This window comes from Methylobacter svalbardensis (genome assembly GCF_037671525.1).
Classification (GTDB): domain Bacteria; phylum Pseudomonadota; class Gammaproteobacteria; order Methylococcales; family Methylomonadaceae; genus Methylobacter_A; species Methylobacter_A svalbardensis.
In genome coordinates this window covers 26,971-43,151 of the sequence record NZ_JAWPOH010000010.1, presented here as the reverse complement: position 1 = coordinate 43,151, position 16,181 = coordinate 26,971, and the positions used below count along the sequence as shown (strand labels likewise).

General features: G+C 46.2%; 15 protein-coding genes. 4 read left to right on the top strand and 11 right to left on the bottom strand.

The window, feature by feature from the left end:
- The first annotated feature begins 123 nt into the window (after nucleotides 1-123).
- Entirely contained in the window at nucleotides 124-1,449 is a 1,326-nt protein-coding gene (locus RW114_RS06085; RefSeq protein ID WP_340121886.1) for a TolC family outer membrane protein, read from the top strand.
- A 160-nt stretch (nucleotides 1,450-1,609) separates the two neighbouring features.
- Here RW114_RS06085 and RW114_RS06080 read toward each other — a convergent pair whose 3' ends face one another.
- Nucleotides 1,610-3,205, bottom strand: a complete 1,596-nt coding sequence (locus tag RW114_RS06080; protein ID WP_340121841.1) for a SulP family inorganic anion transporter — start codon at nucleotides 3,203-3,205, stop codon at nucleotides 1,610-1,612.
- Between the two features lie 182 nt (nucleotides 3,206-3,387).
- Between RW114_RS06080 and RW114_RS06075 the strand changes: the two genes are divergently transcribed.
- Nucleotides 3,388-4,695 carry a hypothetical protein gene (locus RW114_RS06075; RefSeq protein WP_340121840.1) on the top strand — a complete coding sequence of 436 codons (1,308 nt, stop codon included), beginning with the start codon at nucleotides 3,388-3,390 and terminating at the stop codon, nucleotides 4,693-4,695.
- 30 nt (nucleotides 4,696-4,725) lie between these two features.
- Here the strand turns inward: RW114_RS06075 and galU are convergent, their stop codons facing one another.
- From galU to htpX, 6 genes are all read right to left on the bottom strand, one after another.
- Nucleotides 4,726-5,607, bottom strand: a complete 882-nt coding sequence (gene galU, locus RW114_RS06070; protein WP_340121839.1) for a UTP--glucose-1-phosphate uridylyltransferase GalU — start codon at nucleotides 5,605-5,607, stop codon at nucleotides 4,726-4,728.
- Between the two features lie 143 nt (nucleotides 5,608-5,750).
- Nucleotides 5,751-6,521 carry an alpha/beta fold hydrolase gene (locus RW114_RS06065; protein ID WP_340121838.1) on the bottom strand — a complete coding sequence of 257 codons (771 nt, stop codon included), beginning with the start codon at nucleotides 6,519-6,521 and terminating at the stop codon, nucleotides 5,751-5,753.
- Nucleotides 6,521-7,243, bottom strand: a complete 723-nt coding sequence (locus tag RW114_RS06060) for a DUF445 domain-containing protein (protein WP_340121837.1) — start codon at nucleotides 7,241-7,243, stop codon at nucleotides 6,521-6,523. Before RW114_RS06060 ends, RW114_RS06065 begins: the two co-directional genes overlap by 1 nt.
- Complete coding sequence (gene lpdA, locus RW114_RS06055) at nucleotides 7,240-8,679, bottom strand: dihydrolipoyl dehydrogenase (RefSeq protein ID WP_340121836.1); 1,440 nt, start codon at nucleotides 8,677-8,679, stop codon at nucleotides 7,240-7,242. Before lpdA ends, RW114_RS06060 begins: the two co-directional genes overlap by 4 nt.
- A 59-nt stretch (nucleotides 8,680-8,738) precedes the next feature.
- Nucleotides 8,739-8,969 carry a DUF2835 domain-containing protein gene (locus RW114_RS06050; RefSeq protein WP_340121835.1) on the bottom strand — a complete coding sequence of 77 codons (231 nt, stop codon included), beginning with the start codon at nucleotides 8,967-8,969 and terminating at the stop codon, nucleotides 8,739-8,741.
- An 89-nt stretch (nucleotides 8,970-9,058) separates the two neighbouring features.
- Nucleotides 9,059-9,934, bottom strand: coding sequence for a protease HtpX (htpX, locus tag RW114_RS06045; protein ID WP_340121834.1), 876 nt, complete (start codon nucleotides 9,932-9,934; stop codon nucleotides 9,059-9,061).
- Between the two features lie 113 nt (nucleotides 9,935-10,047).
- Between htpX and RW114_RS06040 the strand changes: the two genes are divergently transcribed.
- Both RW114_RS06040 and RW114_RS06035 read left to right on the top strand, forming a co-directional pair.
- The gene (locus RW114_RS06040) at nucleotides 10,048-11,175 is read left to right on the top strand and encodes a PQQ-dependent sugar dehydrogenase (protein WP_340121833.1); all 1,128 of its coding nucleotides are present in this window, start codon (nucleotides 10,048-10,050) and stop codon (nucleotides 11,173-11,175) included.
- Entirely contained in the window at nucleotides 11,168-11,767 is a 600-nt protein-coding gene (locus RW114_RS06035; RefSeq protein WP_340121831.1) for an NUDIX domain-containing protein, read from the top strand. Before RW114_RS06040 ends, RW114_RS06035 begins: the two co-directional genes overlap by 8 nt.
- Before the next feature lie 86 nt (nucleotides 11,768-11,853).
- Here RW114_RS06035 and RW114_RS06030 read toward each other — a convergent pair whose 3' ends face one another.
- The 4 genes from RW114_RS06030 to aroA form a co-directional block, all read right to left on the bottom strand.
- Nucleotides 11,854-12,192, bottom strand: a complete 339-nt coding sequence (locus RW114_RS06030) for an integration host factor subunit beta (RefSeq protein WP_340121830.1) — start codon at nucleotides 12,190-12,192, stop codon at nucleotides 11,854-11,856.
- Between the two features lie 235 nt (nucleotides 12,193-12,427).
- Nucleotides 12,428-14,104 carry a 30S ribosomal protein S1 gene (gene rpsA / locus RW114_RS06025; RefSeq protein ID WP_340121829.1) on the bottom strand — a complete coding sequence of 559 codons (1,677 nt, stop codon included), beginning with the start codon at nucleotides 14,102-14,104 and terminating at the stop codon, nucleotides 12,428-12,430.
- Between the two features lie 101 nt (nucleotides 14,105-14,205).
- Nucleotides 14,206-14,862, bottom strand: coding sequence for a (d)CMP kinase (cmk, locus tag RW114_RS06020; protein ID WP_340121828.1), 657 nt, complete (start codon nucleotides 14,860-14,862; stop codon nucleotides 14,206-14,208).
- Nucleotides 14,862-16,181, bottom strand: coding sequence for a 3-phosphoshikimate 1-carboxyvinyltransferase (gene aroA, locus RW114_RS06015; protein ID WP_340121827.1), 1,320 nt, complete (start codon nucleotides 16,179-16,181; stop codon nucleotides 14,862-14,864). The genes cmk and aroA overlap by 1 nt, the downstream gene beginning before the upstream one ends.

Here is a 16,181-nt window from a genome sequence, read left to right as displayed (position 1 = left end):
TTATCTCTATAGAAAACGCAGGAAATCCATACAGTAAATTCTTCATGCTCTTCATGGTAAAAACAAATGACACTCTTTGAAATCAAAGCCCGCCAGCACTTAAATGATTTATTGATCCTACCCATGAAAGCACAAGTAAAACTATCCGCCATTATTGCCAGTTTGTTAACGGGGATTTCACCGCTGCATGCACAAAATTTATCAGAAACTTTTGAGCTTGCTTTTCAAAATGCGCCTATTTTAAAACAGGCTCAAGCCCAACAATCGGCTATAGGTGAATCGAAAGATCAAAGTATTGCACGGTTCCTGCCCAACATCTCGGCTACCGGAGCCAGCCGTAAAGAACAGCTGCATAATAAAAAAACCGGGGGGTTCAGAGGTCCTGATGCCCATCAGGATTACTGGGATAACAGCTTTAATATCAACTTAACCCAACCCCTGTTCCACTGGGATCACTGGATACAATTAAGCCAGTCCGACAATCAAATTGCCTTGGCTGAAGCCACTTACTTATCCGAATTACAAAACCTGATGGTGACAACAACCGAAGCCTATTTTAATGTGCTGTATGCTCAGGATAATTTAGCATTTGCCTCGGCAGAAAAACAGGCTATCGCCCGGCAACTGGAACAGGCCAAGCAACGTTTTGATGTGGGCATTATTGCGATAACCGACGTTAACGAAGCACAGGCAGGTTTCGACCAGGCCAATGCCGACGAAATTGACGCAGCCAATAATCTGGATAACCAGAAAGAGGCGTTAACAGAAATCATCGGTGAAAATGATGTTTCGCTGAATGCGCTGGGTGAACAGCTGCCTTTACTCAAGCCTGAACCGGCGGACATTTCGGCGTGGAGCGATTTAGCCGAACTCAACAATTTCAGCATCATTTCGGCATTTAATCAGGCCGAAGTATCGCGTAAAGCCATAGATCTGCAACGCAACGGCCATCTGCCCCGACTGGATTTGATCGCCTCTTACGGGGCGTCCGACAACACCAGCAGCTTCGGTTTTCGGGGCGATACCCAGAGTGTCGGTATGCAACTGAATGTGCCGCTGTTTGAAGGCGGCGCGGTAAATTCACGGACCCGTCAGGCCGCCTATGAATACCAAGCCGCCAAAGAGGATTTATCCAGAAAAAAACGCTCGGTAAAACGTCAGGTAAAAGACGCTTATCGCGGCGTCATCTCCACCATCAGCCGCGTAACCGCCCTAAAAGCTGCGGTGATATCGGCGACCAGCGCCTTGGAGGCGAGCGAAGCAGGCTTTGGCGTAGGCACCCGAACCATGGTCGATGTGCTGAACGAACAAAGAAATTTATACCGGGCAAAACGGGATTTTTCACGTAGCCGTTACGATTACCTGATTAACAGCATCAAGTTAAAACAAGCGGCCAGCGGCCTTGGTCAAGATGACCTTGAACAGATTAACCGCTTGTTGCTCCCCTGAGTCAGAATAATTGTCGAACACATAAGTAAGGGACCAAAAGTTTTTTAACAAAGTGAAAAAACTATTTACCACGAAGGACACGAAGAAGAAAAATAGTTACCTCCGTGTTCTCCGTGGTGAACAAAAATATTAAAAGATTTTTGAACGACGACTTAGCCGATCATTTCCTGTCGTCTGCAGTCATTAGCCGTGCTGCGAGCGCATGATCTGAAAATGTTTCCAACGCCTTACCTACTTTCTGACATTGTCCGCCATGCGCTTCATAGTTCTGCCTGTAATCATGGATAAACTCCATGACGGTATGATCAATCAGGTAGCCGTCTGAAAAATCAAAGATAATAGTCTTGCCATTGTCCAGCTGCGCAAGTGCTTTTTTCAACGGCAGGAAGTTTGAAAAAAGGGCGGAACCCAATAACTTGACGACCAGCGTATCATTATCTTGTTGCCTGATAGTAAAGTGGATCTTGAACAAGTTGTTAGGCCAAACGCCTCTCGCCAGATTAATGGCCAGTTTTACCGCAATACCCAGCATGACACCTATCAGTAAATCTGTCGCTAAAACGCCGATAATCGTGACAACAAACATAAACAACTGTTCTTTACCTACCTCCCTTACTCTGTAGAATATTTCTGGCGAAGCTAAACGATAACCGGTATAAACCAGTAATGCCGCCAAAGAAGCCAACGGAATACTCTGTATAACTCCAGTAAACAAGACCACAAACAGTAATAATACCAAGCCATGAAAGAAATTGGCCCAGGCTGTTTTGGCCCCATTACTGACATTTGCCGAGCTACGGATAATGTCAGAAATCATCGGCAAACCGCCTATTAAACCGGCTACCATGTTACCGATTCCGACAGCTGTTAAATCGCGATCAAGATCAGAAGTGCGTTTATAGGGATCGAGCTTATCGACCGCTGTCGTGCTCAACATGCTTTCAAGACTGCCCACCAAACTGAGACTTAACACCGCTTCCCAAAAGACTACGGTGAATAGTTTGGAAAAGTCTGGAAAATAAAAGTCGGCCAGAAAATTATCGGGAAGCGCAACCAGAATCTTCGGCCCGCCGATGACCGCGTCTTTTGCCAGATCAAAATGCCAGGCGAATACGATACCCACCAGCACTACAATGACCGCAGCGGGAATCTTGCTTCCTATGAATGGCCAAATAATGAGTATTAGCAAACCTAAAAAACTGATCAGGCCGATTTCAGCATTCATGCTCAGCAAGCTATGCGGAATCTGTACGATGATCGAAAACAGACTGCCTGGCTGCGGCGTTACCCCCAGCATCACATGGGTTTGTGTGGCGATGATGATAATGCCAATCGCAGCCAGCATTCCATGTACCACCGACGTGGGAAAAAAGGAACTTAACTGTCCCATTCTAAATCTCCCCATCAAAATCTGCAAAACACTGGCTACCACAATCGCCGCCAGGGTATAACGATAACCGGCCAAAGCATCGCCTTCACCCAACGTTTGTACCGCCGCCAAAACCACCACAATCAAACCGGCAGCAGGGCCATTGATGGTCAGGTATGAACCGCTAATACGCGATACCAATAATCCCCCGATAACCGCCGTGATAATACCTGCCGACGGTGGGAAGCCGGAAGCCACAGATATACCCAGACACAGCGGCAAGGCGATAAGAAAAACCAACAACCCAGATTGCAAATCACTACGCCAGTTTTCTTTTAAGCCCTCCAGGCCGGTTTTGGGCATAGTTGACAGAGTTGGTTTATTCATAAAAAGCCTCGTTATTGTCAAAATAGTGCATTTCTAAATCATTCTTGAAAGTTCATTATACCATTGCAACATAAAGATGACGTTAATCGCACAATCACTGCAGCTCTACAAATCAGGGTTTTTCTGTAATAATCTACCGGCTAATCCAGCATTGTCCTAGCCAATAGACAGATGAAATTTGCATGACCTCATTTCCCAAAGCGAGCACCGACAATGAATCCACCCAACTGACCGAACAACGCAACACCGAATGCCATTATGTTTCACTCGACCGGGAGGCCATGCACAAGGCATTATCGCAACAACTGGATGACGATTTACTATACCGGATGCTCATTGAAGAGCGTCCTCACCTATTCGCCGAAGCTATCGTTTTTGTCGACAAAGCCAGTATAGGCAAGCAACGCGACATTATTACCGCGATAGAAAGCGTCATTGCGATGCCCGCTTATCAGCAACGTGTTCTGGCTTATGCACCCGACACGGCACAGTTTATTCCAAAAGCGCACGGCGTTTTTTTCGGCTATGACTTTCACTTAAGCCCTAAAGGATCGCAATTAATTGAAATAAATTCTAATGCCGGCGGCGCTTTGGTTAATGCCATTCTGGCTAGTACGCAAATAGCTCGCTGTGCTTTAGCTGAAATAAATGCGGCCATGACCCAAAATCTGGAACAGGTGTTTATGGCGATGTTTGTTGAAGAATGGCAAGCTGAACGCGGCCTTCAACCCTTACATTCAATCGCTATCGTCGATGAAAATCCGCAAGAGCAATTCATGCTGCCGGAATTTTTATTGTTTAAAAAACTGTTTGAACAACACCCTATTAAGACCGTTATTTGTGATCCTTCCGAGCTTGATTATCGCAACGGAACACTTATGCACGAGGAACTGCCGATTGATCTTGTTTACAACCGCTTGACCGACTTCGGATTGGAAATGGATACATTAAAACCATTGCGCGATGCCTATCTGGCTGAAGCAGTCGTCGTCACGCCCCATCCAAGAGCTCATGCGCTATACGCAGATAAAAGAAATCTGGCAATATTGACGGATGAAACCACATTGCGGGATATGGAGGTTAGCGCAGAAATCAGAACCCTGCTGCTTGAAGGCATTGCCCACACGGTTTGCGTACATAAGGAAGATGCTGAGACTTTATGGGCCGCACGCAAACAGCTGTTTTTTAAACCGGCCAAAGGCTACGGCAGCAAAGCCGTATATCGAGGCGGTAAACTGACCAAACGGGTGTTCGGAGAGATTCTACAGGGAAATTATGTCGCACAATCGCTGGTGCAACCAACCGAGCGGCAAGTGCACGTGGACAATAAAAGGGTCGATCTTAAACTGGATTTACGGCAGTATGTTTACCAGGGACAGGTGCAGTTAACCAGCGCCCGTTTATTTCAAGGGCAAACCACTAACTTCCGCACGCCTGGCGGCGGTTTCGCTCAAGTTATGGTGAGTACCGAGAGCGGCAAGGGCGAATGAATTCGTCCTTGCCGCTCTCGTCCACATGACTTAATCGAGAGCCAGATTCTTTAAATAATCCAGAAAATCGCCCTTTAACTCTTCATGCATCAAACCGAATTCAACAGTTGCCTGCAAATAACCGAGTTTTGATCCGCAATCATAGCGTTTGCCTTCAAACTCATAGGCCAACACCTGTTCATCGCTCATCAAGGCAGCGATAGCATCGGTCAACTGAATTTCGCCACCGGCACCGCGCTTGGTATGTTCAATTTTGTCGAAAATTGCCGGTGTTAAAATATAGCGACCGACGACCCCTAGATTTGACGGTGCATGTTCTGGCGCAGGTTTCTCAATAATCGTTTCAACTTGGCCTACCGCTGGCGATACTTCCTTGGTTTTGACTATGCCGTATTTGTCGGTTTCCCGAGGATTTACCCGTTCTACGCCTAATATGCTGCACTGATGTTTATTGTATTGTTCGACCATTTGGGTGATGCAGCCATCGCCGTTACGATTAGCGATCAAGTCATCGGCCAAGATAACGGCAAACGGCTCATCACCAACGACAGACTTGGCACAAAGCACAGCATGACCCAGTCCTAATGCCTCTGGTTGACGAATAAACACGAATGACACATTCGGCGGCATCATCTCCCGAACCATTTTCAATATTTCGGTCTTGCCACGGGTAGTCAGTTCATTTTCCAATTCGTAGGCTTTATCGAAATGATCCATGATCACGTTTTTGGTTCGGCCGGTTATAAATATAATCGTATCGATTCCAGCCGCTACTGCCTCTTCAACGCAATACTGGATCAATGGCTTGTCCACAACCGGCAACATTTCCTTAGGACTCGCTTTGGTAGCGGGTAAAAAGCGGGTTCCGAGACCCGCAACCGGAAAAACTGCTTTTCTTATTTTTTGATTCATTTAAAACATTCTCGACAATACAGATCATTAAAAATCAGATGCTAGGCTCAGCATTTGATCATCCCTGCTCCTCAAAAGGAGCGATTATAAGGGCGACTGCCGACAGTAGGTACTTTAGGCAAAATCCCCCCTATGTTTTTATTTTACGCTAAAAAATTTTTAACCCATGCTGTAAAAACAGCCGGTTGTTGTACATGCAGCCAATGTCCGGCGTCGGCTATGGTACTGAAAGCCGCCTCCGGAAATAATAAGTTTATATCCTCAGGCTTAACAAAGTCTGAATCGCCTCCTGCGATAAACAAAGCCTTGCCGGTAAATGGGGATAAATGATCGGCATTCGGAAAGGCGGCAATATTGGGCGCCATCCGCTGAAAAATATCCAGATCAAGCCGCCAGCAATATTTGCCGTCTTTTAGAATAAGATTTTGTAGCAGAAACTGGCGATAACTCAGCTCGGGTATGCGCGACGCAAGCAGCGATTCGGCCTGTTTCCGGTTGCTAAGCTCAGCCAACGGCAGCGCTTTTAATGCCAGGACAGTGTGATCAAAACTGTGTTTGTAGCTGACCGGCGCAATATCCGCAACAATCAGCTTAGCCAGCCTGTCTGGAGAGGTCAGCGCAAACCACATGGCTACCTTACCGCCCATGCTGTGCCCCAGCAAGCTGGCTGTTTCCAAACCCCGCTGATCCATAAATTGCAACAAATCAGCGGTCATCGAAGGATAATCCATCAATGGATGATGCGGCGATGCGCCATGATTGCGCATGTCCGGCACATACACATGAAACCGGGCAGATAATTTTTGGGCTGCCTGCCGCCAGTTACGCGAGGAGGCAAAAAAACCATGCAGAATAATCAGAGGGCTATTATCAGGATTGCCGAATTCCTCAAAAGCCAGTTCCATAGTTTCCATCAAGCAAATACGAATAATGCGCCCATCAAGCCGCCGAAAATGCCGCCCCAAACCACCAGCCATCCCAGATGCTGACGAATGATGGCCTGAACCATTTCCTTAACCAGTTGCGGGGTTAATTCATTCAGGCGCTTATCGATCACTGTTTCAATTTTGCCGATAATATCGCCGCCGATTTTGTGCGCATCCAGACCTTGCTTTAATGCAGCTTTAAACCGGTCTGACTCGACCATTTCGGTCAGAGTGATTTTCATTTTTTCGATAAACGGCTCTTTTAACGGTACCAGCGCTTGTTCACCGCCCATCATCGCTAACATGCCGCCAAACGAAGAACCCATAATCGATGAGACCAAGCCTTCATAGACCTTGTCATAATCGACCGCATTCAACAATGGCTCCAGGTTCAACAGACCTTTGCCTTGCTGCTCCTCGGTTTCGATAAACTGTTCGATGTTGTTTGCGGTAAAAAACTGCTGCATCATCAGCTGCTTGATCGACAGTTTAAATTCTTCAAACCGGGCCGGTATAACGCCTGAGCCGTATAATAAAGGCACTTTCTCAAACAGCATATAAATAGCCAACCAGTTGGTAATGGCACCGGAAAGCGCAAAAAAGCCGATGGATTTGATTAACTCCGGCTGTATCGGGCAAACATAACCGATAATAATGATCACAACCGAGATAAAATTGGTAATAAAGCTTTTGTTGAATAGTTTTTTCATCGTTTCTTAATCAATAAATCAGTAATAGTGCCGGCTATCATTTCGGCGGAAAATCCCAAAGTTTCTGCCAAGGTAGGATGCGCATGTACCGTTAATGCCAAATCTTCAACACTCGCCCCCATCTCCAAAGCCAATACGGCTTCGGCAATCAATTCACCGGCATGAGTGCCGACGATACCTGCGCCAAGAATACGGCCGGTTTGTTTATCACAAAGCAATTTAGTCACGCCTTCTTTGCGCCCCATGCTTAACGAACGTCCGCTTGCCGCCCAAGGGAAAGCGGCTTTTTCGTAAGAGATGCCTTGCGCTTTAGCCGCATTTTCAGTCAAGCCCATCCAGGCGATCTCAGGGTCGGTATACGCAACAGAAGGAACGGTTAACGCTTGCCACTCGGTCGCCATACCGGCAATCACTTCGGCCGCTATTTTACCTTCATGCGTGGCTTTATGCGCCAGCATCGGGTTACCGACCACATCGCCGATCGCAAAAATATGTTTCACGTTGCTACGCTGTTGTTTATCGACGCGGATAAAGCCGCGTTCATCAACATTAACCCCGGCTTTATCGGCATCAATTAAATGACCGTTGGGGCGCCTGCCCACTGCAACCAGCACTTTGTCGAACACATCAGTTTCGGGGGTGTCTTTGCCTTTATCGTTAGCCAGTTCGGAGCTGGCACGGTCGAAGCTAACTTTTAAGCCTTCCGACAGCGCTTCAATATGAGTTACCTGAGTTTCCAGAAAAATATTGTCATATTGCTTTTTGATCCGTTGCATTAACGGTCTGACCAGATCCTTGTCGCAACCGGGGATAATTTGATCCTGCATTTCTACCACGGTGATCTTGCTGCCTAGAGCGTGATAAACAGTCGCCATTTCCAGGCCGATGATGCCGCCACCGATAATCAGCAGTTTTTTCGGGATCTGCTCAAGATTGAGCGCATCGGTGGAATCCATCAGCCGGGGATCGTCATTGGGAAACGACGGTACTTTTACCGGTTGGGAGCCGACCGCAATAATGGCCTGCGCAAACTCTATGGTCTGGGTGTCGTCGCCATCTTCAACCAACAGTTGCGTATCGGAAACAAAACGCCCAACGCCTTTAATAACCGTTACATTGCGCTGCTTTGCCAACGCCGCCAAGCCCGTAGTAAGCTGGGTACTGATGTTGTTTTTCCAGTTGCGCAGCTTTTCCAAATCAATATCAGGTTCGGCAAAACCGATTCCGGCCGGCTTGATTTCTTTGGCTTCATTGAGCACCGCAGCCACATGCAACAGGGTTTTTGAAGGAATACAGCCGACATTCAAACAAACCCCGCCCAAAACCGGATAACGCTCGACCAAGGTGACTTGCTTACCTAAATCGGCCGCACGAAACGCCGCCGTGTAACCTCCAGGGCCACCGCCCAGCACCAGAACTTCTGTTTTCAATCGCACACCTTCAATTTGAGTAATGAGAATTTATCGACGCCTGAAAAACGGATAAACATAAGGCTTTAATTTAATTTTTTAATGCTGACGAATTTGTTTTCAGGCGTTAACTCCATTTCAAAATAGCCATTGATGCCTTGATTGGTTAAAAAAGTTTGAACTTTGCCCGCCGGAAAGGCGATTCTTCTACCATCATCGGCAACGACAGAAACATTTTTGGCCATGCCTTGATAGACCTTAAGGTATTGGTCATATGACAGAGCTAGGGCAAAGCGAATGAATTGATGTTGGGGCATGATGTAGGGGCCACTTCGCTTAAAGCGCTTACTTTTGGTAGTCGCCCAGTATTAAAGGGCGACTAAAGTCGCCCCTACAGTAAGTTGAGTTAACGGTTATTTTGTAACGCGGCAATGCGCTCTTCTAATGGCGGATGGCTCATAAACAACTTGCTCACACCGCTGCCATTAATGCCGAAGGCTGCCAATTGTCCCGGCAGATCTTCTGCTTCGTGTCCGCGCTGTAAGGCGCGCAGAGCACCAATCATTTTTTCCCGTCCGGCCAGCTTAGCGCCACCGGCATCTGCCTTAAATTCCCGGTAACGGGAGAACCACATCACCAGCATGGACGCCAAAATCCCCAGGACAATTTGAGCTACCATCTGGGTAATATAATAGGCCGGACCGTAACCGCGTTCGGTTTTAAATACTACACGATCGACAAGATGACCGATAATGGTGGCGAAAAAGAACACAAAGGTGTTCACTACGCCCTGCATCAATGCCATCGTCACCATATCGCCGTTGGCAACATGGCTGATTTCATGACCGACAACCGCTTCAACTTCATCGGCGTTCATGTTTTGCAGCAGACCGCTACTGACCGCTACCAACGCGCTGTTTTTGCTCATGCCGGTAGCAAACGCGTTGGCGTCAGGCGTTTGGAAGATACCGACTTCCGGCATACCGATACCCGCCTGCCTAGCTTGTTTGGCTACGATGTCGATTAGCCACTGCTCGGTTTGATTTTGAGGTTGTTCAATAACGTGCACTCCCATCGCTCTTTTTGCAGACCATTTAGACATGGCCAAAGAAATAACGGAGCCGCTCATACCGATGATGGCCGACATGACTAACAGAGCATTCAGATTAAGGTCGATGCCTTGAGCATCCAGCGTGCCGCTTAAGCCCAACACATTAAAAACAATACTGACCACAACCAATATTGCCACATTGGTTGCCAGAAAAAGAAAAATACGCATCATATGCTTAAGCCTTTTGATAAGTTAAGGTTTGATCAATATGGGGGTTGAATAACACATTCCAACCCTCCTAAGAATGGGACTATAATTTAAATTTATTGATGAAGGATATTCTGATGCCTATTATAAAAGTAATACTGCTTGCTTTATTTTTAATTAATCCTTATTTAGCCTTTGCTGAACAAAACAGTCATCAGAACATAGTAAAACAACTGCATGTACCGGCAGGATTTACCCTGTCTATTTTTGCCGATAACCTGCCCAATGCCCGCAGTTTAGCTTTGGGTGATAACGGCGTGGTGTTTGTCGGCACGGGAACTGAAGGCGCAGTTTATGCCGTACAGGACAGCAATAGCGATGGTGTAGCGGATCAGCGTTACATCATCGCCAGCGGTTTAACTATGCCCAACGGCCTTGCCTACAAAAACGACACGCTATACGTGGCAGAAGTCAATCGCATTGTTCGTTTTGACCGCATCAGCCAGCAATTAGCTAATCCGCCTAAACCCGTTGTGGTTTACGATCAATTCCCATCTGAACAACATCACGGCTGGAAATATCTTCGCTTTGGCCCCGATAATAAGCTATACACGACCGTCGGAGCGCCGTGCAATATTTGCGAACCTGAAAAACCAATCTATTCATCGCTGGTCAGGTTAAATGCCGACGGTAGCGGCTTTGAAATTCTTGCCAGAGGCATCAGGAGTTCGGTGGGCTTTGACTGGCAACCGGAAACCGATGCCTTGTTTTTTAACGATAATGGCCGCGATTACATGGGCGATGATCTGCCGCCCGATGAACTTAATCAGTGGACAACTACCGGTGAACATTTCGGCTTTCCTTATTGTCATGGCGGTGACATTGCTGATCCCGATCTTGCAGCAGATAAAACATGCAGACAATTTACCGCACCGGTATGGAAGTTCAAGGCCCATGTGGCACCGTTGGGACTGCGTTTTTATCGGGGCAAGCAATTTCCGGTCGAATTTAAAAATCAGTTGTTTGTCGCAGAACACGGCTCATGGAACCGATCCGAGCCTCAAGGCTATCGTGTTGTGTTGGTGAAATTCAAACAAAGCCAGCCAGTTGCCGAGCAGGTTTTTATTGACGGCTGGTTAACCAAAACCGGCAAGGTGCTTGGCCGTCCTGTTGATATTCTGGAAATGCCGGATGGCAGCCTGTTAATTAGCGATGATAAGCGCGGTGTCATTTATAAAGTTGAGCACAAAGGCAATCATGGATAAACAATTTGAAATCTTAAGCAAGGACATCGTTTATCAGGGCTTTTTCCGCGTGGAAAAATACCGGCTTAAACACACCCTGTTTGGCGGCGGATGGAGTGCTGAAATAACTCGCGAGTTGTTCGTGCGCGGCAGTTGCGTCGCAGTTCTGTTATATGACTCCAACACCGATAAGGTCATACTGATCGAACAGTTCAGAGCGGGAGCAATTTTAAATCCGGATAAAACCTGGCTAGTAGAAATTGTTGCTGGAGCCATCGAAGCAGGTGAAATTGCCGAGGAAGTCGCATATCGAGAGTCCTGGGAAGAGGCCGGCTGTGAAATTCAGCAATTGATGGTCATCAATGAATTTTATACCACACCGGGCGGTTCATCCGAGTGGATCACCCTATTTTGTGGAAAAGTCGATAGCACTCAAGTCGGTGGCATTCATGGCTTAGATCATGAAGACGAGGATATTTTAGTACGCGCTGTTGATTTTGACGAGGTCTATCATATGCTGGAGAACGGCGAAATAGATTCAGCAATACCTATTATTGCCATTCAATGGCTAGCATTGAACAAACAAAAACTCAAACAGAAATGGGGGATATAAAAACAAAGGAGGGTAATGCTTTTTACTTCAAAAACGTTAACATTAAAGCTCTGCATAAGTTTTACAGAGCCTTAACACACTAACGATTAATCGACTATCTTACATTTATCTCGCGAAGCATCCACCCTATCACGAAGCTCCTTACCGGGCTTGAAATGAGGCACATGTTTTTTTGATAAGGCTACAGATTCACCTGTTTTAGGGTTCCGCCCCATACGAGGAGGACGTAAATGTAGCGAAAAACTACCAAAACCCCTAATCTCGATTCTTTCCCCGGAAGATAACGCCTGATTCATTTGTTCAATGATACATTTTACCGCTATCTCTACATCTTTCTGTGCCAGATGCGGTTGATGTTTGGCAAGAGCTTCAATTAATTCTGATTTTGTCACATTCTGTCCTGCGAAAACAAACAAATAAAGCAACTGCTCAGCAGTTAGAATAATGGATTACGGATAACACAGATTAGACAGATAATTACTGATAAAATAACAGATAAATCTAAGTCTTTGACTTATTAAAATCCGTTTAAATCCATCTAATCAATGTCGCCTAGAGGCGCCCACTTTTAGCATCCGTGTCCATTATAAAATTGGCTCTGTTGAGTAGTTACTCAATAAAATTAAAAGGGGCAGGTTTGTACATACCCCTTATGATTTTTTATTTTTCCAGTTGCTTAAAGAGATCAGCAAAAGTAGATGTAGTCGATGTAGATGCACTAACCGATTGCTGAGAATGATCTTTAATAGTGTGAGTCTCTTCATCGCTATCTTTAGCTTTAATAGATAAAGAAATTGATTTGCTTTTCTTGTCTACGCCAATGAATTTAGCTTCAAGTGCATCACCTTCTTTTAACAAGGTTCTGGCATCTTCAACACGATCACGTTGGATTTCAGAAGCACGTAAATAGCCTTCGACATTATCATCTAAAGTGATAACCGCACCCTTAGCATCAACTTCTTTAACCGTTCCTTTTACCAAACTACCTTTTTCGTGTGTAGCCAGGAAGTTTTGGAATGGATCTTGTTCAAGTTGTTTAATACCTAAAGAGATACGTTCGCGTTCGGAATCAACCGCTAAAATAACAGTTTCCAGTTCGTCACCTTTTTTGAAGTCACGAACAGAAGCTTCGCCTTCATCTGCCCAGGAAATATCGGACATATGAACCAGACCATCAATACCGCCATCCAAACCGATGAAAATACCAAAATCAGTAATTGACTTGATTTTTCCGGAGATTTTATCGCCTTTGTTATGCGTTGCTGCAAATTCATCCCAAGGATTGGTTTTGCACTGTTTCATGCCTAAAGAAATACGACGACGTTCTTCATCAATTTCAAGAACCATTACTTCGACTTCATCGCCTAATTGAACGAGTTTAGAAGGGTTAACGTTTTTGTTAGTCCAGTCCATTTCAGAAACGTGAACCAAACCTTCTACGCCTTCTTCAATTTCAACAAAGCAACCGTAATCAGTCAGATTGTTGACTTTACCGAATACGCGTGTGCCCGCAGGATAGCGACGAGCAATGTTTTGCCATGGATCTTCACCCATTTGCTTCATGCCTAATGAAACACGATTTTTCTCTTTGTCGTATTTCAGAACCTTAACTTTAATTTCTTGACCGATTTCTACACACTCGGACGGATGACGTACGCGTCTCCATGCCATATCAGTGATGTGTAACAGACCATCAATACCGCCAAGATCGATAAATGCGCCATAATCAGTCAGGTTTTTAACTACGCCGGTAACGACTGCGCCTTCTTCCAGCGTTTTCAGCAATTCTTCTCTTTCTGCGCTGTATTCTTTTTCTACCACAGCACGACGAGACAGAACCACGTTGTTACGTTTTTGATCTATTTTTATAACTTTGAATTCAAGGTCACGATTTTCTAAGAAAGTCGTGTCTCTGATTGGGCGAACATCAACCAATGAACCAGGCAAGAAAGCACGTAATGCACCAACAGACACAGTGAAACCACCGCGAACTTTGCCGGTAATTCGACCGACAATGGTTGCTTCTTTTTCAAAAGCATTTTCAAGTTCTGACCAAGCTTTATTTTTCTTCGCTTTATCACGAGAAAGAAGTGTAGCTCCAAGGCCGTCTTCAAATAAATCAAGGGCAACCTCGACTTCGTCGCCAATGGCAACTTCTAATTCGCCATCGTTATTGAGAAACTGCCATTTTGGAATGACACCTTCTGATTTAGAATGCGTACTGACGATGACCATATCGTTTTCGATATCAACAACCGTACCCATTAACATGGCACCAGGACGCATTTCCGTCTTGATTAGACTTTCTTCAAATAATTCAGCAAAGCTTTCGCTCATTTTCCATTCCCAAGCCTGTCGAAACTCGAACAAGCCTTTTCTTTATCAAAGTTAAAAAAAATCACACTCAAACAATTTTGAGGTGACCACATAAAAAACCCTTAACGGATTAAATTCAGTACTTCTTCAATGACAGCCTCTAGCGTCATATCCGAAGAATCGATATAAAGCGCGTCACTGGCCATAGCTAACGGAGCGGCTTTACGCTCCATATCCCGGCGATCGCGTTCTTCTATCTCGTTTGTTATCCGCGCTAGGTTAGCATCAATCCCTTTTTCTATCAACTGTTTATATCGCCTCTTGGCTCTTTCAGCGGCGCTGGCAGTTAAAAATACTTTATTTTCAGCATCAGGAAAAACCACTGTCCCCATGTCACGCCCATCTGCAACCAACCCCGGCAACCGTTTAAAATCTTTTTGTTTTTGCAATAAAATCTGCCTGACTTCGGGAAGCGCCGCAACAATGGAAGCAGCATTACCTGTAATCTCAGAACCTAGCTGGGCGGTTATGTCTTCCCCATCAAGCCTGATGACCAATTCATCACCGCAATCAAATTCCAGCACCATCGCCTTAGCGATATTGACAATGGCGACTTCATTTTCCAAATCAACGTGCTGTTTTAATGCCGCAACCGCCAGCGAACGATAAATAGAGCCGCTATCCAGATAGTTCCAGCCCATTTTTTTAGCTACCGCCCGGCTAACCGTGCCTTTTCCGGCACCGCTAGGGCCATCAATTGTCAATACCGGAATATTCATTACTCTTCCCTGCAAACAAGATCAAGACCTAAACGTTTTGCCAGGTCTCTAAATTCGGGGAACGAGGTATTCACATTTTCACAATCATGGATAGTAATGGGCGCACTAGCACGCAAACCGGCAATTGAAAACGACATCGCTATTCTGTGGTCGCCATGAGATACAACCTCGCCGCCTCCTATCGAACCGCCCTGAATAATCATGCCATCCTCAGTCGGTTGTGCATCTACGCCTAATATTTGCAGGCCGTCTGCCATCACTTGAATGCGATCCGACTCTTTTACTCTGAGCTCTTCCGCTCCGGTTAACCGTGTTTGGCCTTCTGCGCATGCTGCGGCGACAAACAACACCGGAAACTCATCGATAGCCAGAGGCACTAGATGTTCGGGAATATCTATACCTTTAAGGGGACTGTAAACAACATGCAAATCAGCTACCGGCTCACCGCCGACAGTGCGCTCGTTAAGCACTTCAATGTTGGCACCCATCAATCTGAGGATGTCGATGACTCCGGTACGCGTAGGATTAATGCCCACGTGTTTCAACAACAGATCGGAACCCGGTGCAATAGACGCCCCGACCAGAAAAAATGCCGCCGATGAAATATCGCTGGGCACATCAATATCGCTTGCCGTCAAACTGCCTTCAGCAGTAATGCTGACTTTATTGCCTTGCCGCTTAACCGGATAATTAAACCCTGACAGCATCCGTTCGGTATGATCGCGGGTAGGCGCCGGCTCGGTAACGCTGGTTACGCCTTGCGCGTACATGCCTGCCAGCAATAGACAGGACTTAACCTGTGCGCTGGCCATTGGCATCGCATAATCAATGCCGGTCAACTGCCCCGCCCTGCCGGTGATATGCAAGGGCGCTGTGCCGCGCTCTGTGGTTTTTATATTGGCACCCATCGCTGCCAACGGATCCGTGACCCGTTTCATCGGTCTGCCGGATAATGATTTATCGCCGGTTAATACCGAGTTAAATGCCTGACCTGCCAATAAACCGCTCAGCAAACGCATGGACGTACCTGAGTTGCCCAGATACAAATCTTTTTTAGGCGCTTTTAAACCATGTTTGCCGACGCCGTGTATGGTCAATTCGCCATTAACCGGGCCTTCAATTTCAACACCCATATCACGAAAAGCCTGCAAAGTTGCCAGCGCATCTTCCGCTTCGAGAAAGCCTTTTACATGAGTAACGCCGGTCGCCAGCGAACCCAGCATGATTGATCGATGCGACATGGATTTATCGCCGGGCACGCGTGCCTCGCCGTGTAACTTACCGCCGGGTTGAACCTGAAATGTGATTGATTTTGACAT